Origin of the sequence: Limimaricola soesokkakensis (genome assembly GCF_900172345.1) — a bacterium.
GTDB classification, from domain to species: domain Bacteria; phylum Pseudomonadota; class Alphaproteobacteria; order Rhodobacterales; family Rhodobacteraceae; genus Limimaricola; species Limimaricola soesokkakensis.
In genome coordinates this window covers 141,505-168,229 of record NZ_FWFY01000006.1, presented here as the reverse complement: position 1 = coordinate 168,229, position 26,725 = coordinate 141,505, and the positions used below count along the sequence as shown (strand labels likewise).

Genomic DNA, 26,725 nt, shown 5'->3' with positions numbered 1-26,725 from the left:
TCAGCTCTCTTTCTTGGCGGGTACGCCGTAGAGTTCGAGCCTGTGCCCGATCAGCTTGTAGCCGAGCCGCTCGGCGATGCGCTCCTGCAGCGCCTCGATCTCGTCATCGACGAACTCGATCACCTCGCCCGAATGCATGTCGATCAGGTGGTCGTGATGCTCGCGGTCGGTGGTCTCGTAACGGGCACGCCCGTCGCCGAACTCGTGCTTTTCGAGGATGCCCGCCTCCTCGAACAGCTTCACCGTGCGATAAACCGTGGCCAGCGAGATCCGCGCATCCTCGGCGGCGGCGCGGGCGTGCAGCTCCTCGACATCGGGATGGTCGTCCGCCGCCTCCAGTACCTGCGCGATCACCCGGCGCTGTTCGGTCAGGCGCAGGCCGTTCTGCTCGCAGCGCTTCAGGATGGTCTTGGGCATGGGCGTGGTCCGTGGCATGTCTCGCGGCCCGTCTAGCCGGTTCGTCACGGCGGCGCCACCCTGAGGGTACACGCCGTCTCGCGCGCCGTCACCTTGCGGTGAGGCAGGGTGACGGCGGTGCCAAGCGTCGGGCAGGCTGGGCCCGGGGGAGGACGCGACATGCGCATCTGGACGATTATCGCTGCCATCGCTCTGGCCGGGGCGGCCAGCGCCGAGCCGGCACGCTGGCAAGGCCAATGGCCGGACACCGATTTCACCGAGACCAGCATTTCCGACTGGTCCGAGATCATGTCCGGTGGCCCACCCAAGGATGGCATCCCGGCGATCGACGAGCCGAGGATGATCCCCGCGGACTCGGAGACGCGACTGGGGGCGACCGAGCCGGTCATGGTCTGGCCGGCCCCCGGCGGTCCGGCCCGGGCCTATCCGATCCGCTACCTGCTGTGGCACGAGATCGTCAACGACACGGCCGGCGGGGTGCCGGTAGCCGTCACCTATTGCCCACTGTGTAATTCCGGCATGGTGTTCGACCGCCGGGTCGCGGGGCAGACGCTGTCCTTCGGAGTCTCGGGCATGCTGCGCGCCTCGGACATGGTGATGTATGACCGCCAAACCGAAAGCTGGTGGCAGCAGGCCATCGGCACCGGCATCGTCGGCGAAATGACCGGGGCCGAACTGGAATTGCTGCCCGCCTGGATGGATAGCTGGGAGCGGTTCCGGGTGGCCTATCCGGACGGGCTGGTAATGGACGAGCCGGATTGGAGCCGGGCCTATGGGCGCAACCCTTATGTGAGCTATGACAGCTCCTCGCGACCCTTCCTCTACGGGGGCGAGATGCCGCCGCATGGCATCGCGCCTCTGATGCGGGTGGTGCGCGTCGGTGACCGTGCTTGGCCGTTCTCACGGCTGCGGGAGGCGGGAACCGTGACGGAGGCGGGCGTCACGATCACTTGGGAGGCCGGGCAGGCCAGCGCGCTCGATGCGGCGCAGGTCGCGCAAGGCCGCGACGTGGGCAATGTCCGGGTGCGCGACGCGCAGGGCCGGGACCTTCCCCACGACGTGCTCTTCGCCTTTGCCTTTCACGCCTTTTGGCCAGACGGGGAATGGATGCTCGGCGGTTAGTGCCGGCCCTCGCGGGCATCGAGCCCGCGACGCCAGAACACATATGCCATCACCGCGAGGATGGCGCAGGCGATGAGGCCGAGGATCCGCTCGGCCAGCCCGTCGATCGTCGTGGGCGCCATCAGGAACAGCGGCACGCCGACCGCCCATGCGATCGCGAGACCGATCAGGGCCAGCCGGGCCCAAGGATGGTCGCGTCCGAACCCCGCCGCCATGCTGAGCGGTGCCGCGAGGAACAGCGCGCCGAGCCCGTAGACGAGATATATGTGGATGACGACGCCATCGCTATCCCCATCGCCGTATTCGTTTCGGGCGCCGACCACCACGACCAGCGCCGCGAGAATCGCGAGCGACACGACGCCTGCGGACCAGCCGATGCCGCCCAGATGCGCATGCGACGCCGCCAGCGCCATGGCGAAGAGCCCCGCGGCAAAACCGTAGAGCGCGACATCCATGATGATCTCCCATTCGCCCGCGCCGAGATCGCTGATCGTGTCGGCGATCCAGTCATGTCCCGGCACGACGATCTGCGCGGCGATGGTGCCGCCGACGAGCGAGGCGCAGCCGAAAAAGCCGAGCCCGGCGAGCAGCAGCAGAAGATAGGGCCGCTCCGCATCGATCGGTTGTCCGAGGGCATCCTTCATGAAAACTCTCCCTGATGGCAGGCCAACGGGAGGGGGATGGCATGGTTCCTTGCGGCGGGCCGGGTTGGTCCAAAAGGAAAGGGCGGCTTTCGCCGCCCTCGCCATCACCATGTTGGATCTGTCGTCTTAGCCCAGCCGCACCAGCGCGTGACGCTTCTTGCCCGCAGAGAGCTTGATCGGCGCGGTCAGCGCCGCGCGGTCGATCATCAGACCGGCATCGGTCAGCGGCGCGTCGTCGAGCCTTGCCCCGTTGTCAGAGATCAGCCGCTTGGCTTCCTTGCCCGAGGCGGCAAGCCCGGCGCGCACGATCAGCTGCACCACCGAAATGCCCTCGGCCACCTCGGCCTCGGTCAGGGTAAGCGTCGGCAGGTCGTCACCCACGCCGCCCTTCTCGAACACCTCGCGCGCCGTGGCCTTCGCGGTCTCGGCGGCCTCGCGACCATGCAGCAGCGCCGTGACCTCGTCGGCCAGCACGATCTTGGCCTCGTTGATCTCGGAGCCGGACAACGCGCCAAGGCGCTCGCACTCCGCCACCGGCAGCTCGGTATAGAGCTTGAGGAAGCGACCGACATCGGCATCGGTGGTGTTGCGCCAGAACTGCCAGAACTCGTAAGGGCTCAGCATATCCTCGTTGAGCCAGACCGCGCCACCGGCGCTCTTGCCCATCTTGCGGCCGTCCGAAGTGGTCAGCAGCGGCGAGGTCAGCCCGTAGATCTCGTGGTCGAGCACGCGGCGCGTCAGGTCGATGCCGTTGACGATGTTGCCCCACTGGTCCGAGCCGCCCATCTGCAGCACGCAGCCATAGCGGCGGTTCAGTTCGAGAAAGTCGTAGGCTTGGAGGACCATGTAGTTGAATTCGAGGAAGGACAGCGACTGCTCGCGGTCGATCCTCGACTTCACGCTCTCGAAGCTCAGCATCCGGTTGACCGAGAAATGCCGCCCGATGTCGCGCAGGAACTCTAGGTAGTTGAGGTTGTCGAGCCACTCGGCGTTGTCGAGCATGAGGGCGTCGGTCGGCCCCTCGCCATAGGAGAGGTAGCGCGCGAAGACCTTCTGCATACCGGCGATGTTCGACGCGATCTGGTCCGGGCCCAGCAGCGGCCGTTCGTCCGAGCGGAAGCTCGGATCGCCCACCTTGGTGGTGCCGCCGCCCATCAGGGTGATCGGCTTGTGCCCGGTCTTCTGCAGCCAGCGCAGCATCATCACGTTGAGCAGGTGGCCCACATGCAGCGACGCCGCGGTAGCGTCATAGCCGATATAGGCGGGCACGACCCCCCTCGACAGCGCCTCGTCCAAGCCCTGGTAATCGGTGCAGTCGGCAAGATAGCCGCGCTCGATCATCACGGACATGAAGTCGCTCTTGGGGTGGTAGGTCATGTCTTGTGCCCCTCTCTTGGTCGCGCCACTCTATAGGCATCAAGCGGGGCGAGGGAAAGCGCGATGCGGCGGATCGGAACAGGCGACAGGATCAGGGCCTTGGGCGCGATGTCGGGCACCTCGCTCGACGGGGTCGACGCCGCCATCATCGAAACCGATGGCGAGACCGTCTTCGGCTTTGGCGAGAGCGCCTACAGGCCCTATTCGGAGGCCGAGCGCGAGGTGCTGCGCGCCGCTCTCGGCCTGTGGGAGGGCGAGGCGGTCGAGGCGGCGGCGGAGGTGGTCGAGACCGCCCATGCCGAGATCTTGTCCGGCTTCGATGGCGTCGATCTGATCGGGTTTCATGGCCAGACGCTGGCGCATGATCCCAAGGGACGCGGCACGCATCAGGCCGGTTCCGGCGCAATCCTCGCCGAGGCGCTGGGCGTGCCCGTGGTCTGGGATTTCCGCAGCTCGGATGTGCGCTTCGGCGGCGAAGGCGCGCCGCTGGCGCCGTTCTACCATTTCGCGCTGGCGAAATTCGTGGGCGCCGAGGCGCCGCTGGCATTTCTCAATCTCGGCGGTGTCGGCAATCTGACCTTTGCCGATCCGGGCTTCGCCCGCCCCGAGGCCGAGGGCGCGCTGCTGGCCTTCGACACCGGCCCCGCCAATGCGCCGATCAACGATCTCGTGCGATCGCGGCTGGGCTGGGCGCTGGACGAGGGTGGGGCGCTGGCCGCCAAGGGCGAGGTGAAGGACGCCATCGTGGAGCGCTTCCTGCAGCACCCGCATTTCTTCCGCATGGCGCCGAAATCGCTCGACCGCGATGCCTTTGCCGGGTTGTCGCGCGAGGTGACCAACCTGTCGGATGCGGATGCGGCGGCGACGCTTACCGCCTGCGTTGCCGCAGGCGTGATGCGCGGCATGGAGCATTGCCCGACACCGCCCGACCGGCTGCTGGCGACGGGCGGCGGGCGCCACAACCCGGTGATGATGAAGATGATCGCGGCAGGCTGCGACTGCCCGGTCGCGCCGGTCGAGGCAGTGGGGCTCGACGGCGACATGCTGGAAGCGCAGGCCTTCGCCTATCTCGCCGTGCGCGTGGCGCGCGGGTTGCCGACCTCGGCTCCGGGCACCACCGGCGTGCGCGCGGCGGTGGGCGGCGGCACGCTCAGCCGTCCCGGCGAACTCGCGGTGGCGCTGGGCTAAAACGAAAGACGCCGCCCCGAAGGGGGCGGCGCCTGGTCGTCGGAAGGGGCCGATCTCAGAACGGAATCTCGTCGTCGATATCGCGGCTGCCACCGCCGCTGCCGCCCTGGTTGCTGTCGCCATAGCCGCCGCGGTCGTCATAGCCACCCGAGCCGCCGCCATAGCCGCCCCGGTCATCGCCGCCATAACCGCCGCCCGAACCGCCATCGCCGCGGCCGCCGAGCAGGGTGAGGTTGCCGGTGAAGGGCCGCAGCACCACCTCGGTGGAATAGCGGTCGTTGCCCTGCTGGTCCTGCCACTTGCGGGTTTCCAGCTGGCCCTCGAGATAAACGGTCGAGCCCTTCTTGAGATATTGCTCGGCGATCCGGCCCAGCGGCTCGTTGAAGATCGCGACCGAATGCCATTCGGTGCGCTCGCGACGCTCGCCGGTATTGCGGTCCTTCCATGTCTCGGAGGTGGCGACGCGCAGGTTCACCACCTTGCCGCCATTCTGGAAGGTCCGCACCTCCGGGTCGCGGCCCAGATTGCCGATGAGGATCACCTTGTTCACGGAACCGGCCATAACGCCTCCTGCCTTGTCGAATCTCGTATTTCGTTGCGCCGACAATATGCGCCGCGCGCATCGGATGACAGGGGAAACGCCGGTTCCGGCTTCCCTTTCCGCCACGAACCCGGCTAGCGTGAGCGCAGCGAACGCACCAGCGCCGGAACCAGCCGGTGGAACGGAGGGACGCGATGTACCATTACCTGACGGGCGCCGCGCTGGCGGCGCTGAGCCTTTTTTGCGCAACACCGGCCTCGGCCGACCGGGTCTCGACCAGCTCGGCCCCGGGCCTCTTCGCCTCGCAACTCAACGTGCTCGACGGCCGGGCCGCCTCGCAATATGCGAGCTCTTCTCGGCTGCAGCCGCCTCGTGCCGAAATACCGCAGGAGTTGCAGGTCGTGGCGGCTCCGGCCTTTACCGGCCGCTATGCCGGGCCCTATCTCACGTTGGCCCGCGACGCGGCCCGCAAGCATCGCATCCCCGAAGACCTGTTCTTGCGCCTCGTGCAGCAGGAAAGCGGGTGGAACGCCGGTGCGGTAAGCCGGGTGGGCGCGCTGGGCTTGGCGCAGCTGATGCCCGATACGGCACGGCTTTTGAGTGTCGATCCGACGGACCCGCGCCAGAATCTCGAAGGCGGTGCGCGCTATCTCAGGATGCAGCACGACGCCTTCGGCGATTGGCGCCTCGCGCTCGCGGCCTATAATGCCGGGCCCGGCGCCGTGCAGAAGTATGGCGGCGTCCCGCCCTATGCCGAGACGCAGCATTATGTGAAAGCGATTCTGGGCCGTTAGGAGGCGAGGCGGCGTGCCAGCGTCTCCATGTCGTCAGTCTTCAGCTTCGGCACGATCCGGTAGACGGCGTTGACGAAGCAAAATAGCGAAAAGCCCAGAAGCCCCACCGCGAGAGCGGTCACGAGCACCGTTCCGTAAGGTTTCTCGCGCAGCCAGTCGAAGGCCTCGGCCAGGCCGCCGGCCTCGCTGGGGTTCAGCGTCCATGCCGCATAGGCCAAGAGGAAGCCGACGATGGCGATCACTGCACCATTGGCGACGAGACCGGTGGTCAGCGCCGGTTGCAGCTTCAGCGTCATCGGCTTGGCACGCAGGTTCTCCATGTATTTGTGCGAGACGCCCTTCCAAATGTAATAGATGCCCGCGCCGAGGCCGATCAGCCCGGCAATGCCGACGATCCACTGGCCGAAGGGCATCTGCATGATCTTGGCGGTCCACTTGTCGAGGCTGGAGCCGCCGTTCGAGCCGGAGGAGGACGGCATCAGGATCGCCGCCGCCGTGAAGGCGAGGCCGAGATGGATCAGGCCGGTCACCACCTGGCCGATCCGCGCGATGATGCCCTTGGCCTCGCTGCCATGCGCCTCGAGATCCCAGAAGGCGGCGACGAGGCGCCAGATCCCGTAGGCCGCGAGGCCGATGGCGATCAGCGCCAGCAGCGCGATGCCCCACCAGGCCCGCTCCAGCGACGCCATCGCTTCGCCGGTGCCCTCCGGCGTCGATCCGCGCCAGATCGCCAGAAGCGAGAGCACCGCCACGACAAGGTAAATGAGACCGCGACCGGCATAGCCAGCGCGCATGACGGGCACTGCCCATTGGAGATTCTGCTGTGTCATGCCCGGACAAGCGGATGCGGGGCCCGCTTGTTCCATTGGCATCCGCTAGTTTTCGGCGAGCGTGATCACCGGCTCCATCGAGGCGAATTCTTCTTGGCTCAGGTGGCACTTCACCTTGTGACCCGGCGCGAACTCGACCATCGGCGGCACTTCGCGTTCGCACAGGTCGTCCGGGACCCGGGACTTCCAGCGGCAACGCGTCTGGAACGGGCAACCCGAAGGCGGATTCATCGCCGAGGGCACGTCGCCCTCCAGCACGATGTGCTTCTTCTCGATATGGGTGTCGGCGATCGGCACCGCCGAGAGCAGCGCCTCTGTATAGGGGTGGTAGGGCGGCGCGAAGACCTCCCGCGCCGTGCCGATCTCGACCACATGGCCGAGATACATCACCATCACCCGGTCGGCGAGGTAGCGCACGATCGATAGGTCGTGGCTGATGAAAAGCAGCGTCGTCTTCTGCTCGCGCTGGATCTCCATCAACAGGTCGGTGACGGCGGCCTGGACGGAAACGTCGAGCGCCGAGACCGGCTCGTCGGCCACGACGATCCGGGCGCCGCCGGCAAAGGCGCGCGCGATGCCCACCCGCTGTTTCTGGCCACCGGAGAGCTGGCGCGGCATCCGGGTTGCGAATTCGCGCGGCAGCTTCACGAGATCGAGAAGCTCCAGCATCCGCCGCTTGCGGTCGCGTGGACTGTCGCCGACGCCGAAGATCTCCAGCGCCCGGATGATCTGCCGCCCCACCGTCATCGACGGGTTCAGCGTGTCGAACGGGTTCTGGAACACCATCTGCACATCAGCCACGGTGCGCGTGTCGCGCTTTTCGATCGGCACGTCGCCCACGGCGCGGCCATCGAGCTCGACGCCGCCCGCCGTCGCCGTCTCCAGCCCCATCAGCACCTTGGCCAAGGTGGACTTGCCGCAGCCGGATTCGCCGACGATGGCCAGCGTTTCGCTTTCATGCGCCTCGAAGCTCAGCGTCTCGTTGGCCTTGACCACCTGCGCCTCGCCGCCGCCCAGAAGGCCGGGGCGCGAAACCTGATAATACTTCTGCAGCCCATCGACCTTGAGGACCACCTCGCCGATCTCCGTGCTTTCACGGTGATCGGAAACCTCCGGTGGCGCGTCCCAGTCGATCTCGTTGGTGCGGATGCAGCGGGCTTCGTGACCGTCGCCGGGCACCTCGATCATCGGGATCGGCTGCGCGTCGCAGCGGCCCTGTTGGAAGTAGTCGCAGCGCGGGCCGAAATTGCAGCCCGGCGGGCGCTCGTCGGGCAGGGGGAAGTTGCCGGGAATGGCGATCAGCGGCCGCGTCGCCTTGTCAGCGCCGGGCAGGGGGATCGCCCGGAACAGCGCCTGCGTATAGGGGTGGCGCATCTCGTCGAAGACCTCGCCGATACGGCCGCGCTCGACCGCTTCGCCCGAATACATCACGCAGATCCGGTCGCAGGTCTCCAGCACCAGCCCGAGATTGTGGCTGATGAACAGCATCGAAGTGCCGTATTTCACTCCCAACTCGCGCACCAGATCGATCACCGCCGCCTCGACGGTGACGTCGAGCGCCGTAGTGGGCTCGTCGAGGATCAGCAGCGCGGGCTTCGACATCAGCGCCATGGCGATGACGATGCGCTGCTGCTGGCCGCCCGAGAGCTGGTGCGGGTAGGCGTCGAGGATCCGCTCGGGGTCGGGCAGGCGCACGTCGCGCACCACCTCGAGGGCGCGGGCGCGCGCCTCCTCGGCCGAGATCCCCTCGTGGATCATCGGCACCTCCATGAGCTGCCGGTCGATCTTGAGCGCCGGGTTCAGCGAGGCCATCGGCTCTTGGTAGATCATCGCGATGTCGCGGCCGCGGATCTCGCGCAGGCGTGCGGGCGACATCGTCGTCAGCTCCTCGCCGCGGAACTTGATCGAGCCGCCGGTGATGCGGCCGTTGACGCCGAGATCCTGCATCACGCCCAGTGCCACGGTGGACTTGCCGCAGCCGGATTCCCCGACGAGGCCCAGCGCCTCGCCGGCGCGAACGGTGGCGGAGAAGTCCATCACCGCCGGGATCTCGCGCGTGCGGGTGAAGAAGGAAATGGACAGGTTGCGGATCTCGAGGATCGGCTCGCCGGGAGCGACCTCGAGGGCGGGATCTGTCGCGGTATCGGTCATCTTGCACTCCTGATGCGGCGCGCGGGCGGAAACTGCGGGACCGGGGGTTTCACACCCCCGGACCCCCGTGGCGTATTTCGGGAACAAAGTCGGCCATCAGTCCCTCAGGCTCTCCTCGCGCAAACCGTCCGCCAGAAGGTTCAGGCCGAGGACGAGGCTCAAGAGCGCAAGTGCGGGTACCATCGCGGCATGCGGGTAGATCGACAGCAAGCGGCGACCGAGATTGATGGTCGAGCCCCAGTCGGGGCTGTCCGGCGGCAGGCCGAGACCGAAGAAGCCGAGCGTGCCCAAGAGGATCGTCGTGTAGCCGATGCGTAGGCAGAAATCGACGATCAGCGGACCCCGCGCATTAGGCAGGATCTCCCACAGCATGATGTACCACGGGCTCTCGCCGCGGGTCTGGGCCGCGGCGACGTAGTCGCGGGTCTTGATGTCCATGGTCAGGCCGCGGACGATCCGGAACACCGTGGGCGCATTGACGAAGACGACGCTTACGAAGACCACGAGGATGCCGCCGGGCACGTCGAACAGGTCGAGCGCGTCGGGCCAGAAATCGACCGGTGTGCCGTCCTGGCTCACCATCGAGAGATAGAGCCAGCCGCCGAACAGCAGCAGCGTGGCCAGCACGACGAGGCGCAGCATCGGGCGCGGCGCGAGCCGCGCGTTCAGCAGCACCCCGAAAAAGGCGATGGGGAACAGGAACAGCACCATTGCCATGTAGGCCGGTACGCCCGTTTGCACCATTTCGGGCGTGACCAGCAGGTAGAACAGCAGGATCACCGGAAAGGCGAGGATCAGGTTGGCGAGAAACGACAGTAACGTATCGAGGCGGCCCGCGTAGAAGCCCGCCGGAAGACCGAGCGTGATGCCGACCAAGAAAGCGAAAATCGTCGCCAGCGGCGCGATCTGCACCACGATCCACGAGCCGTGCACCATGCGCGAGAACACGTCACGCGCGAGATTGTCGCCGCCCAGAAGGTAATGCGGATAGACCCCGTCATCGGCCATCGCCAGTGGCGTGCCGGGTACCTTGTTCTTCATCCCCGACAGCGCGGTCAGCGGATCATGGGTAGCAATCATGTCGAACAGCCCCGCGAAGAGCGCGGTGAAGACCCAGAACATCACCAATGCGAAGCCCGCCATGCCGATCGTGCTGTCGAACAGCTTGCCATAAAGGCCGAGGCGCCGTTTGAAAGCGATCGACAGGCCGAAGGTCAGGGCCAGGGCGATCCAGACCGGCAGGAAGCGCTGCGACATCTCGCCGAGAATGCCCAGCGCGCCATAGGGCAGAAGCAGCGGCAACATTAGGTAAAGCGCCAGCACCAGCGCGGTGAGCCACAAGAAGGCGCGGCCGGCGAGATCGGCCAATCCGTGCAGGCCGGCGCGCGCCGCGAGCGTGCCATCGGGCAGGCTCTGGCGCCGCACCGGCGCGCTGACCAGCGAAAGCACGAGCGACAGGAGCGACGCGGCCACGAGGCCCGCGACCGACAGTCCCAGCAGCGGGTTCAACCAAGCGCCCCAAGGGCCGGTCCAGCTCAGCGGTTCCAAGGGCTGACCTCCTTACGAGACGCGGATGCGCGGGTTGAGATAGACATAGCCGATGTCGGAGATGAGCTGCGTCAGCAGCACCACCACCACCGAGACGACCGAGACGCCGAGCAGCAACTCGATGTCGTTGTTGCCGGCCGCCTGCACCAGCGTCCAGCCGAAGCCCTTGTAGTTGAACAGGGTCTCGACGATCACCACGCCGTTCAGCAGCCACGGGAACTGCAGCATGATCACCGTGAACGGGGCGATCAGCGCGTTCCTGAGCGCGTGGCGCAGCACGATCATGGGAAACGAGACGCCCTTGAGCCGGGCGGTGCGGATGTATTGCGCGGTCATCACCTCGGTCATCGAGGCCCGCGTCATCCGGGCGATGTAGCCCATGCCGTATAGCGCGATGGTCAGAACCGGCAGGGTGAAGTTCTCGAAAGTGGCGTCTTCCATCGCGGAAGTGGCCGAGCCGTTGAACCATCGCAGGCCGACCGCCGTGGAGGCGAAGACGGCGATGAACACCACGCCCGAGACGTATTCCGGCGTCGCGGTGGTCAGGATCGACACGGTCGAGAGCGAGCGGTCAAGCTTCGAGCCCTCGCGCATCCCCGCCAGCACGCCGAGGATCAGCGCGCCGGGGACCATCACCATCATTACCCAGAACATCAGCTTGCCGGTCAGCGCGAGGCTGCGGCCGATGATCTCGGCCACGTCGCGGCGAAACACGGTCGACCAGCCCCAATCGCCCTGCATGATGCCGCAGAAAGCCCCGGCCTCGACCGCGCCGGCCGGCGCCTCGCAGCGCCCGGCCACCACCTCGCCATCGACCGTATGGGTCCAGCCCGGTACCACGCCGAGCCATTCGCCATAGCGTACCAGCATCGGCTCGCCATAGCCGTTGCGGTCGAGCCAGCTTTCTACCTCGGCATCGGAGACGCGGGTCCCGATCTCGGATTTCGCGATCTTCTCCAGGCTGGGCTCTAGATTGGTCAGGAAGAAGACGATGAAGGTCAGGGCAAAGGTCGTGACCAGCAACGTCAGAAGACGCGACAGGAGAAATCGGATCATTTGAGCATGGGTCCGGTACGCATGAGGTGGAATGTCGGGAGGCCGCCCCGGCCCAATGCCGGGGCGCACCTGTATCGGGTCACGAAGCGATCGCCCACTTGTAGTGGTGATGCTCGAAGGTCGGATGCATCTCGGCGCCCTGCACCTTGTCGGTGTAATGGCGATAGAGCGAACGCCAGTAGGGCTGGATCAGCACGCCGTCATCCTGCAGAAGCTTCTCCATCTTGGCCATGACCTCGCGCCGAGCCTCGACATCGGCGAGCGACATCGCCTCTGCCAAGAGCGTGTCGAACTCCTCGCTGGAATAGGCGGTCTCGTTCCACGGCACGCCGGACCTGTAGGCGAGCCCGAGGATCTGCACGCCGAGCGGACGCATGTTCCACTCGGTGGCCGAGAAGGGGTATTCGAGCCAGTCGTTCCAGAAGGTCGAGCCGGGCAGCACCTGCCGCTCGACCTGGATGCCCGCGTCGCGCAGCTGGGCCGCAACCGCGTCGCAGCTTGCCGCCTGCCAGGCGTCGTCGATCGAGATCAGCTCGAAGGTCTCGTTGCCGAAGCCGGCCTCGTCGAGCAGCGCCTTCGCGGCGGCGGGATCGTGCACGGGCGGATCGATCTGCGCGTATTCGGGGTGGATCGGGCAGACATGGTGGTTCTCGGCCACCGTGCCACGCCCGTTATAGCCGAGCTCCAGCACGATCGCGTTGTCGACCGCCATTTGCAGTGCGTTGCGCACGTCCTTGTTGTCGTAGGGCGGGCTGTCTTGGTTGAACCGCACCGCCAGCGTCGCCGCGGTCACCACCTCGGACTTTTGCCAGCCGATCGCGTCGAAGATGTCGATGAAATCGCCGGTGGTCTGGTAAGTGATGTCGATCTCGCCCGATTCCGCCGCCGCCAGCTTGGCCGCGGGGTCGGTGCCGTAGTCGATGTATTCGATCCGGTCGAGATAGGGCCCGCCGAACACCTCGGTGCCCCACCACTGGTGATCCGGGTTGCGCACCAGAACCTGGCGCACGCCAACCTCGTTGACCTCGGGCAGGTAGGGGCCGGTGCCGATCGGGTTCTCGGACGGGTCGCCGCTCTCGTAGCTCGAATGCACGATGGCGGCCGGGTAATCAGCCATCGAGACGATCACGGTGATGTCCGGGGCTGCGAGGTTGAGCCGCACGGTCATCTCATCGACCTCTTCGATGGCACCCTCGCGCGCCATGTTGGTCTCGGCATCGACCAACTGGCTCATCCGCCCGGCCATGGAGTTGCCCTCGACGGTGCCGTCGCACCAGCGAGTGATGTTGCGCACCACATCGGCGGCAGTGAAGGGATCGCCGTTGTTCCAGGTGACGCCTTGGCGGACCTTGAGCGTGAACTGTGTGGCGTCCTCGTTGGCATCCCAGCTCTCGAGCAGCATCGGCGTGATCGAACCGTCGGCTTCGTACTGCACGAGATAATCGAGCCAGCCGCGGTAGAAGTTGGAGATCTGGCTCCAATCCGCGAGGCGCGGATCCTTGAGCGCCTTGGTCTCCATCTCCATGCGCAGCGTGCCGCCCATCGGCATGTGGTTTTCGGCGCGGGCGGGGGCAGGCAGGCCGATCAGGCCAAAGGCGGCGGAGGAGCCGACGCCCAGCGCGGTGGCGCGGGTCAGGAACTCGCGGCGCGACAACCGGCCGGCACGGTGCTCGGCGGCATACATCTCCGCGGCGGGGTGAAGTCCGGCCCGGCGGGGGTCGTGGATCGTCATGGTCATCTCCCTGTTGGACGGCGCATCATGGCCGCCTTCACGGGCCTCTTGCGGGCCCGGCCTCGTCATCTGCGCAACGGTGCTTGCATGAGCATCTGTGCGGCGAGGTCGCGGCGTCAACGCGACAATTGCGCAAAACCGCTGTTCCGAGGCCTGAATGCGACATTAGGTGTCGCAAAGGGGCATTGGTGTCAACGCGAGGATTCGAAACGGGGATTCACCGTTGCGTCACATCCGCCGGCCAGAGGTCGATCCCGGTCGGGCGTCATGCATGGCCAAGTCAGTTCGGCGGGCCGTGGGCCGAGGCGGTGTCGCCCCGCCCCGGGCCCAAAGGTCGGGATTAGGCCTTGATCCACCACCTGTAATGGTGGTGCTCGAAGGACGGGTGCATCTCGGCACCCTGCACCTTTTCGGTGTAGTGGCGGAAGATCGAGCGCCAGTAGGGCTGGATCACCACGCCGTCCTCCTGCAGCAGGGTCTCGATCCTGGCCATGACCTCGCGCCGCGCCTCGACATCGGCAAGCGACATCGCCTCGGCCAACAGCGCGTCGAACTCCTCGCTGGAATAGGCGGTTTCGTTCCAAGGCACGCCGGATTTGTAGGCCAGCGCCAGCACCTGCACGCCCAGTGGTCGCATAGCCCAGTCGGTCGCCGAAAAAGGATATTCCAGCCAGCCGTTCCAGAAGGTCGAACCGGGCATCACCCGGCGCTGCACGTCGATGCCGGCATCTCGCAGCTGCGCCGCCACCGCGTCGCATGTCGATGCCTGCCAGGCGTCGTCGAGCGAGATCAGCTCGAACGTCTCGTCGCCAAAGCCGGCCTCGTCCAGCATCGCTTTGGCGACCGCAGGGTCGTATGCCGGGCCGTCGACCTGCGCGTATTCGGGGTGGATCGGGCAGACATGGTGGTTCTCGGCCACCTCGCCGCGGCCGTTGTAGCCAAGCTCCAGCACGATCTCGTTGTCGACCGCCATCTGCAGGGCGCGGCGCACGTCGCGATTGTCGAAGGGCGGGCTGTCCTGGTTGAAGCGCACCACGATCGTCGAGGCCGTCACCACCTCGGATTTCTGCCAGCCGATCGCGTCGAAGATGTCGATGAAATCGCCCGTCGTCTCGTAAGTGATGTCGATCTCGCCCGATTCAGCCGCCGCAACCTTGGCTGCGGGGTCGGTGCCGTAGTCGATGTATTCGATCCGGTCGAGATAGGGGCCGCCGAACACCTTGGTGCCCCACCATGTATGGTCGGGGTTGCGCTCCAGCACCTGCCGCACCCCGACCTCGTTGATCACGGGCAGATAGGCACCGGTGCCGATCGGGTTCGCGGACAGATCGCCGCCGTCGAAGCTCGAATGCACGATGGCGGCCGGGTAATCGGCCATCGAGACGATCACGGTGATGTCGGGCGCTGCAAGGTTGAGCCGGACCGTAAGGTCGTCGACCACCTCGATCGCGCCCTCACGGGCCATGTTGGTCTCGGGGTCTACCAGCTGGACCATGCGGCTGGCCATGGAGTTGCCCTCGACCGTGCCGTCGCACCACAAGGTGATGTTGCGGGCGACGTCCTCGGCCGTGAACGGATCGCCATTGTTCCAGGTCACGCCGGGCCGGACCTTGAGCGTGAACTGCGTGGCGTCGTCATTCGCCTCCCAGCTCTCGAGCAGCATCGGCGTGATCGAGCCATCGGCCTCGTATTGGGCAAGATAGTCGAGCCAGCCGCGGTAGAAATTATGGATTTCGCCCCAATCCGCGAGGCGCGGATCCTTCATCGCCTTGGTTTCCATCTCCATGCGCAGCGTGCCGCCCATCTGGGCATGGCTTTCGGCGCGGACGGGGGCAGGCAGGCCGATCAGGCCGAAGGCGGCGGAGGAGCTGAGGCCCAGCGCGGTGGCGCGGGTCATGAATTCGCGGCGCGACAGCTGCCCCGCCTCGTGCTCGGCGGCGTACATCCTGGCGGCGGGATGCGCCGTGCCCCGTGGGTTGTGGTGGATCGTCATCTGCGTCTCCCTGTTGAGCGGCGCGTCGACGGCCGCCGTCGCGGGTCCCTTCCGGACCCGGGTTTCGCGTCGCTCGGGCGACGAGACTTGCCGATGGATCTGGGTGGTCAGGTTGAAGCGTCAATGCGAGCTTCGCGTTAATCACGGCTCCATGAGCCGGTCCGGAGGATCGGGTATGGCGCTGATAGCCTCGCTACGAGAATGGGGCGCAGCGGGCGGTGGCGGCGTCATCCGGTCGGTGCCGCGGGATCGATCTCGCGCCACTCCCGCATGCGGCCGCGAAACCAGCTGCGCTGCCGTTTTGCGTATTGCCGAGACGCGATGATGGCGGCCTCCCGCGCGGTGGCGAGGTCGGTCTCGCCTCGCAGATGCGCGATCAGCTCCGGCGCGCCGATGGCGCGCGCCCAAGGCGCCTCCGGGGTCCAGTGCGGCAGCGCTTCCCTCGCTTCGTCGAGCGCGCCCGCTTCGAGCATCGCGTCGAAGCGCCGCGCGATACGGGCATTCAGCCATGCCGGCTCGGGACGGAGCACCAGCGGCTGGGCCTGATCGAGCGGGAGCAAGGGTGCCGGCGTGTCGGCCTGCCACTCGGCGATGCCACGCCCGGTGGCGCGCAGCACCTCCCATGCGCGCTGGACCCGGGCACGGTTCAGAAGGTCGATCTGCGCGGCGCTGGCCGCATCGAGCCCGGCCACGAGGTCGGGCAGGGGGATGGCGTTCGCCTCGGCCCGGATTTCGGGTGGCGTCGCGGGGATCTCGGCCAGCCCCTCGGTCAGCGCCGAGAAATAGAGTCCAGTGCCGCCGGTGATGATCGGTCGCGCACCGCCCAGCATCGGTGCCACGTCTCGCAGCCAGTGCCCGACCGAATAGGTTTGGTCGCGTCCGACATGGCCGTAGAGTGCATGCGGAGCGCGGGCCTCCTCATCGGGCGAGGGGCGCGCGGTGATCACGCGCCAGTCGGCATAGACCTGCAGCGCGTCGGCATTGATCACGACGCCGCCCCCCGTCTCCGCCACTGCGAGCGCCAGCGCCGACTTGCCGGAGGCGGTAGGCCCGGCGATCAGCACCGGGCGCGCGGGATCGAGGCCGCGCGCGATCTCGTGCCAGCCGCTCACCCCCGGCTGCCGGTCGCCGAAGCCGCCTGCATGGCATTGAACATGGACCTGCTTTCGTCCATCTTGCGCCGCGACCCGATTTCCCCCGAAACACGCACGGAGCCCCCATGACCGATACCCAAAAGCCTGCCTTCCGCAGGGTGATGCTGAAGATCTCGGGGGAGGCGCTGATGGGGAACACGGCGTTCGGTCTGCATCCGCCGACCGTCGAACGCATCGCGCGCGAGGTCAAGTCGGTGCATGATCTCGGCGTCGAGATCTGCATGGTGATCGGCGGCGGCAACATCTTTCGCGGGCTGTCCGGCTCGGCGCAGGGGATGGAGCGGACCACCGCCGACTACATGGGCATGCTCGCCACGGTGATGAACGCGCTGGCGATGCAGTCGGCGCTCGAGGAGCTGGGCGTCTTCACGCGGGTGATCTCGGCGATCCCGATGGACCAGGTCTGCGAACCCTATATCCGGCGCCGTGCCGTGCGGCACCTTGAGAAGAAGCGCGTCTGCATCTTTGCCGCCGGCACCGGCAACCCCTATTTCACCACCGACACCGCGGCGACGCTGCGGGCCAACGAGATGAGCTGCGAAGCGATCTTCAAGGGCACCAAGGTGGACGGCGTCTATGACAAGGACCCCAAGAAATTCGACGATGCCAAGCGCTACGAGACCATCACCTATGACGAGGTGCTGCAGAAGCATCTGGGGGTGATGGATGCGAGCGCCATCGCGCTGGCGCGCGACAACAGCCTGCCGATCATCGTCTTTTCGCTCGATGAGCCCGGCGGCTTCCGTGGCATTCTCGCGGGCGAGGGGACCTCGACCCGGGTGCATGGCTGAGCGAAACTCTTCCCGGTTTCGCCCCGTGACTGACACGGGACGCGGCTAGCACCGGGCAAAGTGTTCTGGAATGCGCAGGCTGTTGACGCTATCACCGGCGCCAACAGCTCGCCCTCAAAAGACAAGAAGAGACCGATGGCAGACGATTTCGAACTCGATACCGACGACCTCCAGCGCCGCATGGACGGCGCGATCGCCTCGCTGCGCACCGAATTCGCCTCGCTCAGGACGGGCCGTGCCTCGGCCTCGATGCTCGAGCCGGTGATGGTCGATGCCTATGGCAGCATGACCCCGATCAACCAGGTCGGCACCGTTAACGTGCCCGAGCCGCGGATGGTGACGATCAACGTCTGGGACAAGGCGCTCGTGGGCAAGGTCGAAAAGGCGATCCGCGAAAGCGGGCTCGGCATCAACCCGCAGCTCAACGGCACCATCATCATGCTGCCGATCCCCGAGCTGAACGAGGAGCGCCGGACCCAGCTGACCAAGGTGGCAGGCCAGTATGCCGAGCACGCCCGCGTCGCGATCCGCAACCTGCGCCGCGACGGCATGGACCAGATCAAGAAGGCCAAGAATGACGGCCTCTCCGAGGATGACCAGAAGTTCTGGGAGCAGGAGGTTCAGGAACTGACCGATCGCTACATCAAGCTGGTCGACCAGCAGCTCGAGACCAAGCAGGCCGAGATCATGCAGGTCTGAGGCTCGCGCCTCACCAGTTGCAGGGAGGCCGTCATGGCTGCCGACGCGCAAGACAAGACACCGAAGGGCGGCCCCGAGCATGTCGCGATCATCATGGACGGCAATGGGCGCTGGGCCCAGAGCCGCGGCCGACCGCGGCTGTTCGGCCATCAGGCCGGGGCTCGCCGGGTCCGCGACATCGTCGAGGCATGCCCCGATCTCGGGGTCAAGTATCTGACGATCTTCGCCTTCTCGACCGAGAACTGGAAACGCACCCAGACCGAGGTCTCGGGGCTGATGGCGCTGTTCCGGCGCTACATCGTGCGCGAGGCGCGGGCGCTTCTGAGCCAGGGCGTCAGGGTGCGCTTCATCGGGGACCGGATCCGTCTCGACGAGAAGCTGGTCGCGATGATGGACGAGCTGGAGCTGATCACCAGCCACAACGACCTCGTGCATCTCACCGTGGCGCTGAACTATGGCGGTCGCGACGAGGTGACCCGCGCCGCCAAGCGGCTCGCCTACGAGATCGAACAGGGGCGGCTCACCCACAAGGATGTCGATGCCGAAACGCTGTCACGCTTTCTCGACACCCATGTGCTGCCCGATCCCGATCTCGTGATCCGTACCTCCGGCGAGGCTCGCATATCGAACTTTCTGCTGTGGCAGTCGGCCTATGCGGAATACGAGTTCGTCGACACGCTCTGGCCCGATTTCACGCCTGAAGAGTTCGCGCGGGTCTGCGCGAGCTACGCCCATCGCGACCGCCGCTTCGGCGCCGTCAAGGCCTGACATGGCGGAGGGGGGAGACAAGGAGGGCGTCGCGGTGACGGCGGCGCTGGCCGATCCGGGCCGCTGGAGCGATCTGGGCGTGCGCATGGCTTCCGGTGCCGGCATGGCGGTGCTGGGCGCGCTCGCGGTAATGATGGGCGGCGTCTGGTTCCAGATGCTGACGGTCTTCGTCACGGCGGTGATGGTCTGGGAACTCTGGATGATGATCGAGCCGGGCAAGCCGACGCCAGGCATGCTGCTCGCGGCGCTCTGCGCCTCGGTGCTGTCGGGTCAGCTCTCGGGCGACGGCAACTGGGTGCTGCTGCTGTTTCTGGTGGCGCCGATCGCCGGGGCGGCGATGCTGCGCCGCGAACGCGGTACCTTCTTCGCCTTCGCGCTGGGCATCGAGGTGGCGGGCTGGGGTCTGGTCACGTTCCGAGCCGAATACGGGTTCCAGTGGCTGCTCTGGCTGATCCTCGTGGTGATCTTCACCGACGTGTTCGGCTATGTTGCCGGCCGGGCGCTGGGCGGGCCGAAATTTTGGCCCAAGGTCAGCCCCAAGAAGACCTGGTCGGGCACGTCCGCGGGCTGGCTCGCGGCCGGTCTCGTCGGCTTCGGCTTCGTGCTGATGACTCACAGCCCGTGGCACCTGATCTGGATCTCGATGCTGCTGAGCTTTGCCTCGCAGATGGGTGACATCGCCGAAAGCGCGCTGAAGCGCCGCATGAAGGTCAAGGACAGCTCGACGCTGATCCCCGGCCATGGCGGTCTCTTCGATCGCTTCGATGCGATGCTCGGGGCCTCGCTCTTCATGCTGCTGGTCGCGGCTCTGGGCTTCATTCCCGGGGTGCATTTTTGAAACGCGTCAGCATTCTGGGCGCCACCGGCTCGATCGGCTGCCAGACCATCGAGTTGATCGAGGCCGCGCCCGAGCGCTTCGAGGTGGTCGCACTTACGGGCGGGCGCAACGTCGCGCTCCTGGCCGAACAGGCGAAGCGCCTGCGCCCCGGCCTCGCCGTCACCTGCCATGATGACTGCCGGGCCGAGCTGACCGAGCGGCTGTTGGGCACCGGCATCGAGGTGGCCTCGGGCGATGCCGCCGTCGCCGAGGCGGCGCGGATGCAGGCGGACTGGGTAATGTCCGCGATCGTCGGCGCTGCGGGTCTCGTGCCGGGCCTCGCGGCGATCCGGCAGGGCGCGACGCTGGCGCTCGCCAACAAGGAAACCATGGTCGCCGCCGGCCCGCTGGTGCTCGAGGCGGCGCGTGCCCATGGCGCGACCCTGCTGCCCGTGGATAGCGAGCATTCCGCCGTGTTCCAAGCGCTCGTGGGCGAGGACCGCGCAGCGGTCGAACGGGTGATCCTCACCGCCTCGGGCGGGGCCTTTCGCGATTGGCCGCTGGAGCGGCTGGCCACGGCTACGCCCGAACAGGCGGCGACGCATCCCAACTGGTCGATGGGGCAGCGCATCACCATCGACAGCGCCTCGATGTTCAACAAGGCGCTAGAGGTCATCGAGGCGCGCGAGCTGTTCGGCCTCGCGCCCGATCAGGTCGAGGTGGTGATCCATCCAGAAAGCCTGATCCACGCGCTGGTGGGCTTCAACGATGGCGCGCTGATGGCCCATATGGGCGCGCCCGACATGCGCCACGCCATCGGCTACGCGCTGAACTGGCCCGAGCGACGCGACCTGCCCGTGGCGCGGCTCGACCTCGCCGCCACCGGCTCCATGACCTTCCGGGCGCCGGACGAGGCGCGCTATCCGGCGCTGCGACAGGCGCGGCGGGTGATGGAGGAGGGCGGCCTCGCCGGGGCGGCCTTCAACGCCGCAAAGGAGGCCGCGCTCGACGCCTTCCTCGACCGGCGCATCGGCTTCTTGCAGATGGCGCAGGTGGTCGAGCAGGTGCTGGACACGATGTCGCGCGCGGGCGCCCTGCGGGTTGACATCCCGGGCCTCGACGCGGTCCTTGGGGCCGATGCGGAGGCGCGGGAGCGCGCCGCGCGTATCTCCCGGACCGATCTCCAGACCACATAGGACGACCCCTTGGACCTGACCCAGATCCTGCCGCAGTTCGGCAACGTGGCCTTCACCCTCGCCGCATTCGTGGTGGCGCTTTCGGTGATCGTGGCGATCCACGAATACGGCCACTACATCGTCGGCCGCTGGTCTGGCATCCACGCCGAGGTCTTCAGCCTCGGCTTCGGCCCGGTGCTGGTGTCGCGGCGCGACAAGCACGGCACGCTCTGGCAGATCGCGGCGCTGCCCTTCGGTGGCTACGTGAAGTTCCTCGGGGACGCCAACGCGGCCTCGGTCGGGCAGGCGGCTGGCACCGATCCGGCCAAGCTGCGCCATACCATGCTGGGCGCGCCGCTCTGGGCCCGCGCGGCCACCGTGGCGGCGGGCCCGATCTTCAACTTCATCCTGTCGATCCTGATTTTCGCAGCGGTGATCCTCACCCAAGGCCGCGCCGCCGATCCGTTGACGATCGAGCGGATGCTGCCGCTGCCCGCCACCTATGTGAATGAGCTTCGTGCCGGGGACGAGATCCTCGCCATCGGCGGCTCTGAGCTGCCCGGCGAGGATGGCTTGGCGCGGCTGGCCGAGGGCTACCCGGCCGAGCCGGTTCTCGATTACAGGGTGCGCCGCGACGGGCGTGAGATGCTGGTGCGCGGCCCCTATCCGCAGCCGCCGCTGGTGGGTGGCGTGTCCCCGCGTTCGGCCGCGGACGCAGCCGGTCTGCGCGCCGGTGACGTGATCCTCGAACTGGAGGGAAGCGAAGTCTTCGCCTTCGCCCAGCTGATCGAAATCGTCACCGCCTCGGAAGGCCGCACGCTCGATCTGACGATCTGGCGCAATGGCGAAACGCGCGAGCTGTCACTGACCCCACGCCGGGTCGACCTGCCGCGCCCCGAGGGCGGCTTCGAGACACGCTGGCTTCTGGGTATCTCGTCGGGGCTTTTCTTCGAGGCCGCGACCGAGACGCCGGGCCTCGGCACCGCACTGGGCGACGCCGTGGCGCAGGTCTGGAATATCATCGTGTCCTCGCTCTCGGGGTTGGGCCACATGATCACCGGCGCGATTTCATCGTGCAATCTGTCGGGCCCCGTCGGCATCGCCCAGGCCTCCGGCGCCATGGCGGAGCAGGGCGCCACCAGCTTCATCTGGTTCGTCGCGGTGCTCTCGACCGCGGTGGGACTTCTGAACCTGTTTCCGATCCCGGTGCTCGACGGCGGACATCTCGTCTTCTTCGGCTACGAGGCGATCACCGGCCGCCAGCCGGGCGACAAGGCGCTGCGCGTGCTGATGGCGCTGGGGCTGTCGCTGATCCTGACCATGACGGTTTTCGCGGTGCTCAACGACCTGTTTCTCTGCCCCTGAAGCCGCGTCGTGGCTGCGGCGGGGCCATCGCTTGGTCGAATTTCCGCCGGATTTGCCGCCTAGTGTTCGAGCCTCGTATTCAGGAGACGAGGCATGAACACGATTCTGAAGGATGATGCCGGTCTGGGCCTGCTGGTCGAGCTCCACATGGGCCGGCTGCTGCTGCCGGCCGCGCTGGTGCTGGCCCTGACTGTGGCGATACGGATCGCCGCGCCATGAACATGCTTCGAAAGCACCGGAGCTTTTGACAACGCTTCCCGGGGTCGGTAACTCCCTAGTCAAGAAACGACGCGTGGCAGGGATGGTGACGATGACGGCTCGAAGCAGGGGCGCCTTGGCGCGTAGGTTGACAGGTGCCGCGAGCGCGGCCGCGCTGATCGCGGCGATCAGCGCCGTGGCGCCGGCATTGGCGCAGGATTTCCGCTTCGAGGAAGTTTCGGTCGAGGGCAACCGCCGGATCGAGACCGGCACCATCCTGACCTATGCCGGTATCTCGCGCGGTGAGACCGTTAGCGCCGCCGCCCTGAACGATGCGGGCCAGCGGATCCGCGAGACCGGGCTGTTCCGCTCGGTCGAGATCCGGCCCGAGGGCGGCCGCCTCGTCATCGAGGTGACCGAATTCCCGACGATCAACCGCATCGGCTTCGAGGGCAACGCGAAGATCGACGACGCGGAGTTGGCGCAGCTGGTCACCGCGACTGAACGCCGCGTCTACAACCCCGCGCAGGCCCAGACCGATGCCGACGCCATCGCCGCCGCCTATGCCGAGCGCGGCCGGATAAATGCCGTCGTGCGCCCGGCGCTGATCGAGCGCTCCGACAACCGTGTCGATCTGGTCTACCAGATCACCGAGGGCGGTGTGACCGAGATCGAGCGCATTTCCTTTACCGGCAACCGCGCCTTCTCCGACCGTCGCCTGCGCGGCGTGCTGGCCACCAGTCAGGCCGGTCCGCTGCGCCAGCTTATCAAGAGCGACACCTTCGTGGCCGACCGCATTGCCTTTGACCGGCAGATGCTCACCGATTTCTATCGTTCGCGCGGCTATGTGGATTTCGAGATCCTCGACGTCGATGCCGAACTGACCCGCGCCCGCGACGCCTATCTGCTGACCTTCAACGTCCGCGAGGGCCAGCGCTACCAGGTCAACAACGTGAATATCGCCAGCGAGATTCCCGGCCTCTCGACCACGCGCTTCGACGAGGCGATCCGCCTCGATCGCGGCGATTACTACTCGCCCACGGCGGTCGAGGACGACATCGCGCGGATGGAGCGCATCGCGATCCGCGACGGCATCGATTTCCTGCGGATCGAGCCGCGCATCACCCGCAACCCGCGCGACCTGTCGCTCGAGGTGACCTATGTGCTGAGCCGGGGCGAGCGGATCTTCGTCGAGCGCATCGACATCGAGGGCAACTCGACCACACTCGACCGGGTGGTGCGTCAGCAGTTCCGCACCGTCGAGGGCGATCCCTTCAACCCGCGCGCCGTGCGCGAGAGCGCCGAGCGGATCCGCGCACTTGGCTATTTCGCCGATGCGCAGGTCAATGCCCGTCCGGGCACCGAGCCGGGCTCGGTCGTGATCGACGTCGATGTCGAGGAACAGCCCACCGGCTCGCTCTCCTTCGGCGCCAACTATTCGACTGATGACGGCTTCGGCCTCGTCGCGGGTTTCGCCGAGCGCAACTTCCTTGGCCGGGGTCAGCTGTTCAGCCTTGACCTCTCGACCAGCGAGAACAACCGCGTCATCTCCTTCGATTTCGCCGAGCCCGCCTTCCTCGGGCGCGATCTGCGCTTCGGCTTTGGCGTGGATTACCGCTCGACCGACAACGACTCGGCGCTCTACGACACCGATACCTTCCGTATCTCGCCCTCCTTCACCTTCCCGGTGAGCGAGAACGGCCGGTTGCAGACCTATTACGCGGCCGAGTACAACGACATCACCGATGTCGATCCGGATGCCAGCGACATCATCATCGCCGAGCAGGCCGAGGACGGCGTCTGGACCAATTCGCTCGGCTATAGCTACAGCTACGACACCCGCCGCTCTGGGCTCGATCCCGATACCGGCATCCTGTTGCGCTTCGGGCAGGAGTTCGGGGTCGGCGACGAGTCCTTCGTCAAGACCACGGCGCTGGCCTCGGCCGAAACACTAGTGCTGGGCGAGGACGTGCTGCTGCGCGCCACCGTCGAAGGCGGGATCATCAACCATTCCGACGGCACCACCCGCGTCACCGACCGCTTCTTCATGGGCAGTCGGATCATGCGCGGCTTCGAAGCCGGCGGCATCGGCCCGCGCGACGCCGATACCGATGACGCACTGGGCGGCAACAAATACGCCGTCACTCGGCTCGAGGCCGAGTTCCCGCTGGGTCTGCCCGAGGATTACGGCATCTCCGGCGGCGCCTTCGTGGATTACGGCTCGGTTTGGGATGTGGGTTCGACCCGCGGCACCGGTGCGACCGTGCTCTACGACGAGTTCACGCCGCGCGCCGTGGTCGGCGCCTCGGTATTCTGGGACACGCCGCTCGGTCCGCTGCGCTTCAACTTCACCGAGGCTCTGGAGGCCGAGGAGTTCGACGAGACCCGTGGCTTCGACCTGACGATCTCCTCGCGGTTCTGATGCGGCGCGCGGCGGCGGTCATCTGCCTGATGGCGGCGCTCGGCGGGCCGGCGCTTGCGCAGCGCGTGGCCGATCCCGCCGCGCCAGCGCCAGCCCAGACCCCGGCAGCCGCAGGCGGCATCGTCGTGCTCGACACCGATCGGCTTTTCTCGGAAAGCCTGTTCGGACAGCGTCTGGCCGCAGATCTACAGGCCCAGACCGAAGCGCTGGTCGAGGAGAACCGCCGGATCGAGGCGGAGCTTACCGCCGAGGAACAGGATCTGACGCGCCGCCGCCCGTCGATGACGCCGGAGGCGTTCCGGGCCGAGGCCGAGGCCTTCGACGCCAGGGTTCAGGAGATCCGCCGCGAGCGCGACGCCAAGGAACGCGCACTGCAGCAGGAGGCGGCCTCCGGACGCGAGATCTTCCTGGCCGCCGCGGGTCCGGCGCTGGGGCAGGTGATGCTGGAGCGCGGCGCCTCGATCATCCTCGACCGGCGCGCGGTCTTCCTGTCCACCAGCGCGGTCGATGTCACCGATGCCGCGCTCGCGGCGGTCGACGCGGCGATCGGCAACGGCGCGACCCTTTCCGCCGATCCGGAACCCGCCGAGCCCGCCGATCCCTGACCGCGCCTGCCTTGCCGCTCGGGGGGCGAGTTGCTACTCAGATCGCGAATAGCCCCGCGACGGAAGGACCGCACCGACATGACCGACACCCCCGAGACGGGCACGCCGACTACCGCAGACATCCAGCTGATCCAGCGTATCCTGCCGCATCGCTACCCGTTCCTGCTGGTGGACCGCGTGATCGACATCGACGGCACCTCGAGCGCCACGGGCATCAAGAACGTCACGATGAACGAGCCGCATTTCCAAGGGCATTTCCCCGGCAATCCGATCATGCCCGGCGTCACGATCATCGAGGCGATGGCCCAGACGGCGGCAGTGATGGTCGGCACCACGATGAACCTCGTGGACGGCAACATGCTGATCTACTTCATGGGCATCGACGCCGCCAAGTTCCGCCGCAAGGTGATCCCGGGCGACCAGCTGCTGATGAAGGTCGAGACCACGCGCGGCAAGCCGGGCGGCAAGGTCTGGCGCTTCAAGGGCGTGGCGACGGTCGATGGCGAGATGGCGGCCGAAGCCGAGTTCACCGCGATGATGGACCTGCAGGGCTGATGGCGCGGATTCACTCTTCGGCGGTGATCGAGGAGGGCGCGCGGATCGGCGAGAACTGCCGGATCGGGCCGTTCTGTCATGTCGGCGCCCAAGTCGTTCTGGGCGATGGCGTCGAGCTCAAGAGCCACGTGGTCGTCACCGGCGACACAGCGATCGGCGCGGAGACGGTGGTTTTCCCTTTCTCGGTGATCGGCGAGATCCCTCAGGATCTGAAGTTCGGCGGCGAGCATACCCGGCTGCGCATCGGCGCACGCAACCGCATCCGCGAGCACGTAACGATCAACACCGGCACGGCGGGTGGCGGTGGCGAGACGCGGGTGGGTGACGACTGCCTGCTGATGGCGGGCTGTCACGTCGCGCATGACGTGCGGGTGGGCGATCGGGTGATCCTCGTGAACCATGCCGCGGTCGCGGGCCATTGCGAGATCGGCGATGACGTGATCGTCGGCGGGCTTTGCGGCATTCATCAATGGGTCCGGATCGGCCGTGGCGCGATTATCGGTGCAGTCACGATGGTGACCAACGACGTGATCCCCTTCGGTCTCGTCCAGGGGCCGCGCGGTCGGCTCGACGGGCTCAACCTCGTCGGCCTCAAGCGGCGCGGCACCTCGCGCGAGGAGATCGGTGCGCTGCGCGCCGCGTTCCGCGCCCTGAAGGAAGGCGAGGGCACGTTCCACGAGCGGGCCGCGGCGCTCGGATCCGGGGAAAGCGACCTCGTTCGCGAATTGTCGGAGTTCGTCTCGGCGCAGAGCGACCGCCAGTTCCTGACGCCGCAGGGCTGAT

Annotated in this window: 25 protein-coding genes; 14 read left to right on the top strand and 11 right to left on the bottom strand. The window is 66.9% G+C overall.

The window, feature by feature from the left end; translation table 11 throughout:
• Positions 1 to 417, bottom strand: coding sequence for a Fur family transcriptional regulator (locus LOS8367_RS11560; protein WP_085896673.1), 417 nt, complete (start codon positions 415 to 417; stop codon positions 1 to 3).
• 159 nt (positions 418 to 576) lie between these two features.
• Between LOS8367_RS11560 and LOS8367_RS11555 the strand changes: the two genes are divergently transcribed.
• Positions 577 to 1,539: a DUF3179 domain-containing protein gene (locus LOS8367_RS11555; RefSeq protein WP_085896672.1), complete on the top strand. Its 963-nt coding sequence runs from the start codon at positions 577 to 579 to the stop codon at positions 1,537 to 1,539.
• On the opposite strand, the gene LOS8367_RS11550 is transcribed toward LOS8367_RS11555, so the two are convergent.
• A complete protein-coding gene (locus LOS8367_RS11550; protein ID WP_085896671.1) occupies positions 1,536 to 2,183 on the bottom strand; it encodes a DUF998 domain-containing protein in 648 nt (215 codons plus the stop codon). The genes LOS8367_RS11555 and LOS8367_RS11550 overlap by 4 nt on opposite strands.
• 126 nt (positions 2,184 to 2,309) lie before the next feature.
• The gene (gene tyrS, locus LOS8367_RS11545; RefSeq protein WP_085896670.1) at positions 2,310 to 3,560 is read right to left on the bottom strand and encodes a tyrosine--tRNA ligase; all 1,251 of its coding nucleotides are present in this window, start codon (positions 3,558 to 3,560) and stop codon (positions 2,310 to 2,312) included.
• 63 nt (positions 3,561 to 3,623) lie between these two features.
• On the opposite strand from tyrS, the gene LOS8367_RS11540 reads away from it, so the two are divergent.
• Positions 3,624 to 4,748 (top strand): anhydro-N-acetylmuramic acid kinase, encoded by a 1,125-nt coding sequence (locus LOS8367_RS11540; RefSeq protein WP_085896669.1) that lies wholly within the window; start codon positions 3,624 to 3,626, stop codon positions 4,746 to 4,748.
• Positions 4,749 to 4,803: 55 nt separating this feature from the next.
• Here the strand turns inward: LOS8367_RS11540 and ssb are convergent, their stop codons facing one another.
• On the bottom strand, positions 4,804 to 5,310 hold the full coding sequence (gene ssb, locus LOS8367_RS11535) for a single-stranded DNA-binding protein (RefSeq protein ID WP_085896668.1): 507 nt from the start codon (positions 5,308 to 5,310) through the stop codon (positions 4,804 to 4,806).
• Between the two features lie 173 nt (positions 5,311 to 5,483).
• Here ssb and LOS8367_RS11530 point away from each other — a divergent pair, with 173 nt between their 5' ends.
• Positions 5,484 to 6,083 (top strand): lytic transglycosylase domain-containing protein, encoded by a 600-nt coding sequence (locus LOS8367_RS11530; protein ID WP_085896667.1) that lies wholly within the window; start codon positions 5,484 to 5,486, stop codon positions 6,081 to 6,083.
• Here LOS8367_RS11530 and LOS8367_RS11525 read toward each other — a convergent pair.
• The 7 genes from LOS8367_RS11525 to miaA all read right to left on the bottom strand — a co-directional run bounded on the left by LOS8367_RS11525 (position 6,080) and on the right by miaA (position 16,505).
• A complete protein-coding gene (locus LOS8367_RS11525; RefSeq protein ID WP_242665573.1) occupies positions 6,080 to 6,913 on the bottom strand; it encodes a DUF1206 domain-containing protein in 834 nt (277 codons plus the stop codon). The genes LOS8367_RS11530 and LOS8367_RS11525 overlap by 4 nt on opposite strands.
• 45 nt (positions 6,914 to 6,958) lie before the next feature.
• The gene (locus LOS8367_RS11520; protein WP_085896665.1) at positions 6,959 to 9,064 is read right to left on the bottom strand and encodes a dipeptide ABC transporter ATP-binding protein; all 2,106 of its coding nucleotides are present in this window, start codon (positions 9,062 to 9,064) and stop codon (positions 6,959 to 6,961) included.
• Positions 9,065 to 9,160: 96 nt separating this feature from the next.
• Positions 9,161 to 10,612, bottom strand: coding sequence for an ABC transporter permease (locus LOS8367_RS11515; protein WP_085896664.1), 1,452 nt, complete (start codon positions 10,610 to 10,612; stop codon positions 9,161 to 9,163).
• A 12-nt stretch (positions 10,613 to 10,624) separates the two neighbouring features.
• Positions 10,625 to 11,668, bottom strand: coding sequence for an ABC transporter permease (locus LOS8367_RS11510; RefSeq protein WP_085896663.1), 1,044 nt, complete (start codon positions 11,666 to 11,668; stop codon positions 10,625 to 10,627).
• 79 nt (positions 11,669 to 11,747) lie between these two features.
• Positions 11,748 to 13,400 carry an ABC transporter substrate-binding protein gene (locus LOS8367_RS11505; RefSeq protein ID WP_085896719.1) on the bottom strand — a complete coding sequence of 551 codons (1,653 nt, stop codon included), beginning with the start codon at positions 13,398 to 13,400 and terminating at the stop codon, positions 11,748 to 11,750.
• A gap of 340 nt (positions 13,401 to 13,740) precedes the next feature.
• A complete protein-coding gene (locus LOS8367_RS11500; RefSeq protein ID WP_085896662.1) occupies positions 13,741 to 15,393 on the bottom strand; it encodes an ABC transporter substrate-binding protein in 1,653 nt (550 codons plus the stop codon).
• Positions 15,394 to 15,620: 227 nt separating this feature from the next.
• On the bottom strand, positions 15,621 to 16,505 hold the full coding sequence (miaA, locus tag LOS8367_RS11495; protein ID WP_085896661.1) for a tRNA (adenosine(37)-N6)-dimethylallyltransferase MiaA: 885 nt from the start codon (positions 16,503 to 16,505) through the stop codon (positions 15,621 to 15,623).
• A gap of 107 nt (positions 16,506 to 16,612) precedes the next feature.
• On the opposite strand from miaA, the gene pyrH reads away from it, so the two are divergent.
• From pyrH to lpxA, 11 genes are all read left to right on the top strand, one after another.
• Positions 16,613 to 17,338: a UMP kinase gene (gene pyrH, locus LOS8367_RS11490; protein WP_085896660.1), complete on the top strand. Its 726-nt coding sequence runs from the start codon at positions 16,613 to 16,615 to the stop codon at positions 17,336 to 17,338.
• Between the two features lie 135 nt (positions 17,339 to 17,473).
• Positions 17,474 to 18,037, top strand: a complete 564-nt coding sequence (gene frr, locus LOS8367_RS11485) for a ribosome recycling factor (RefSeq protein WP_085896659.1) — start codon at positions 17,474 to 17,476, stop codon at positions 18,035 to 18,037.
• A 33-nt stretch (positions 18,038 to 18,070) separates the two neighbouring features.
• Positions 18,071 to 18,805 (top strand): polyprenyl diphosphate synthase, encoded by a 735-nt coding sequence (gene uppS, locus LOS8367_RS11480; protein WP_085896658.1) that lies wholly within the window; start codon positions 18,071 to 18,073, stop codon positions 18,803 to 18,805.
• A 1-nt stretch (position 18,806) separates the two neighbouring features.
• Complete coding sequence (locus LOS8367_RS11475) at positions 18,807 to 19,643, top strand: phosphatidate cytidylyltransferase (protein WP_207569260.1); 837 nt, start codon at positions 18,807 to 18,809, stop codon at positions 19,641 to 19,643.
• Positions 19,640 to 20,818 (top strand): 1-deoxy-D-xylulose-5-phosphate reductoisomerase, encoded by a 1,179-nt coding sequence (gene dxr, locus LOS8367_RS11470; protein WP_085896657.1) that lies wholly within the window; start codon positions 19,640 to 19,642, stop codon positions 20,816 to 20,818. Before LOS8367_RS11475 ends, dxr begins: the two co-directional genes overlap by 4 nt.
• Before the next feature lie 9 nt (positions 20,819 to 20,827).
• A complete protein-coding gene (gene rseP, locus LOS8367_RS11465; RefSeq protein WP_085896656.1) occupies positions 20,828 to 22,162 on the top strand; it encodes an RIP metalloprotease RseP in 1,335 nt (444 codons plus the stop codon).
• 93 nt (positions 22,163 to 22,255) lie between these two features.
• Positions 22,256 to 22,381 carry a hypothetical protein gene (locus LOS8367_RS19390; RefSeq protein ID WP_278247966.1) on the top strand — a complete coding sequence of 42 codons (126 nt, stop codon included), beginning with the start codon at positions 22,256 to 22,258 and terminating at the stop codon, positions 22,379 to 22,381.
• A gap of 91 nt (positions 22,382 to 22,472) precedes the next feature.
• On the top strand, positions 22,473 to 24,782 hold the full coding sequence (bamA, locus tag LOS8367_RS11460; RefSeq protein WP_242665572.1) for an outer membrane protein assembly factor BamA: 2,310 nt from the start codon (positions 22,473 to 22,475) through the stop codon (positions 24,780 to 24,782).
• Positions 24,782 to 25,387, top strand: a complete 606-nt coding sequence (locus LOS8367_RS11455) for an OmpH/Skp family outer membrane protein (RefSeq protein ID WP_085896654.1) — start codon at positions 24,782 to 24,784, stop codon at positions 25,385 to 25,387. The genes bamA and LOS8367_RS11455 overlap by 1 nt, the downstream gene beginning before the upstream one ends.
• Positions 25,388 to 25,465: 78 nt before the next feature.
• On the top strand, positions 25,466 to 25,942 hold the full coding sequence (fabZ, locus tag LOS8367_RS11450) for a 3-hydroxyacyl-ACP dehydratase FabZ (RefSeq protein ID WP_085896653.1): 477 nt from the start codon (positions 25,466 to 25,468) through the stop codon (positions 25,940 to 25,942).
• Positions 25,942 to 26,724, top strand: coding sequence for an acyl-ACP--UDP-N-acetylglucosamine O-acyltransferase (gene lpxA, locus LOS8367_RS11445; protein WP_085896652.1), 783 nt, complete (start codon positions 25,942 to 25,944; stop codon positions 26,722 to 26,724). Before fabZ ends, lpxA begins: the two co-directional genes overlap by 1 nt.
• The last annotated feature ends 1 nt before the right edge of the window (position 26,725 follow it).

What these genes read in the sequence shown, in the direction of transcription:
- LOS8367_RS11560 (WP_085896673.1), bottom strand. Translation starts at nt 417, where the DNA reads ATGCCCAAGACCATCCTGAAGCGCTGCGAGCAGAACGGCCTGCGCCTG.
- LOS8367_RS11555 (WP_085896672.1), top strand. Translation starts at nt 577, where the DNA reads ATGCGCATCTGGACGATTATCGCTGCCATCGCTCTGGCCGGGGCGGCC.
- LOS8367_RS11550 (WP_085896671.1), bottom strand. Translation starts at nt 2,183, where the DNA reads ATGAAGGATGCCCTCGGACAACCGATCGATGCGGAGCGGCCCTATCTT.
- tyrS (WP_085896670.1), bottom strand. Translation starts at nt 3,560, where the DNA reads ATGACCTACCACCCCAAGAGCGACTTCATGTCCGTGATGATCGAGCGC.
- LOS8367_RS11540 (WP_085896669.1), top strand. Translation starts at nt 3,624, where the DNA reads ATGCGGCGGATCGGAACAGGCGACAGGATCAGGGCCTTGGGCGCGATG.
- ssb (WP_085896668.1), bottom strand. Translation starts at nt 5,310, where the DNA reads ATGGCCGGTTCCGTGAACAAGGTGATCCTCATCGGCAATCTGGGCCGC.
- LOS8367_RS11530 (WP_085896667.1), top strand. Translation starts at nt 5,484, where the DNA reads ATGTACCATTACCTGACGGGCGCCGCGCTGGCGGCGCTGAGCCTTTTT.
- LOS8367_RS11525 (WP_242665573.1), bottom strand. Translation starts at nt 6,913, where the DNA reads ATGACACAGCAGAATCTCCAATGGGCAGTGCCCGTCATGCGCGCTGGC.
- LOS8367_RS11520 (WP_085896665.1), bottom strand. Translation starts at nt 9,064, where the DNA reads ATGACCGATACCGCGACAGATCCCGCCCTCGAGGTCGCTCCCGGCGAG.
- LOS8367_RS11510 (WP_085896663.1), bottom strand. Translation starts at nt 11,668, where the DNA reads ATGATCCGATTTCTCCTGTCGCGTCTTCTGACGTTGCTGGTCACGACC.
- LOS8367_RS11505 (WP_085896719.1), bottom strand. Translation starts at nt 13,400, where the DNA reads ATGACGATCCACGACCCCCGCCGGGCCGGACTTCACCCCGCCGCGGAG.
- LOS8367_RS11500 (WP_085896662.1), bottom strand. Translation starts at nt 15,393, where the DNA reads ATGACGATCCACCACAACCCACGGGGCACGGCGCATCCCGCCGCCAGG.
- pyrH (WP_085896660.1), top strand. Translation starts at nt 16,613, where the DNA reads ATGACCGATACCCAAAAGCCTGCCTTCCGCAGGGTGATGCTGAAGATC.
- frr (WP_085896659.1), top strand. Translation starts at nt 17,474, where the DNA reads ATGGCAGACGATTTCGAACTCGATACCGACGACCTCCAGCGCCGCATG.
- uppS (WP_085896658.1), top strand. Translation starts at nt 18,071, where the DNA reads ATGGCTGCCGACGCGCAAGACAAGACACCGAAGGGCGGCCCCGAGCAT.
- LOS8367_RS11475 (WP_207569260.1), top strand. Translation starts at nt 18,807, where the DNA reads ATGGCGGAGGGGGGAGACAAGGAGGGCGTCGCGGTGACGGCGGCGCTG.
- LOS8367_RS19390 (WP_278247966.1), top strand. Translation starts at nt 22,256, where the DNA reads ATGAACACGATTCTGAAGGATGATGCCGGTCTGGGCCTGCTGGTCGAG.
- bamA (WP_242665572.1), top strand. Translation starts at nt 22,473, where the DNA reads ATGACGGCTCGAAGCAGGGGCGCCTTGGCGCGTAGGTTGACAGGTGCC.
- LOS8367_RS11455 (WP_085896654.1), top strand. Translation starts at nt 24,782, where the DNA reads ATGCGGCGCGCGGCGGCGGTCATCTGCCTGATGGCGGCGCTCGGCGGG.
- fabZ (WP_085896653.1), top strand. Translation starts at nt 25,466, where the DNA reads ATGACCGACACCCCCGAGACGGGCACGCCGACTACCGCAGACATCCAG.
- lpxA (WP_085896652.1), top strand. Translation starts at nt 25,942, where the DNA reads ATGGCGCGGATTCACTCTTCGGCGGTGATCGAGGAGGGCGCGCGGATC.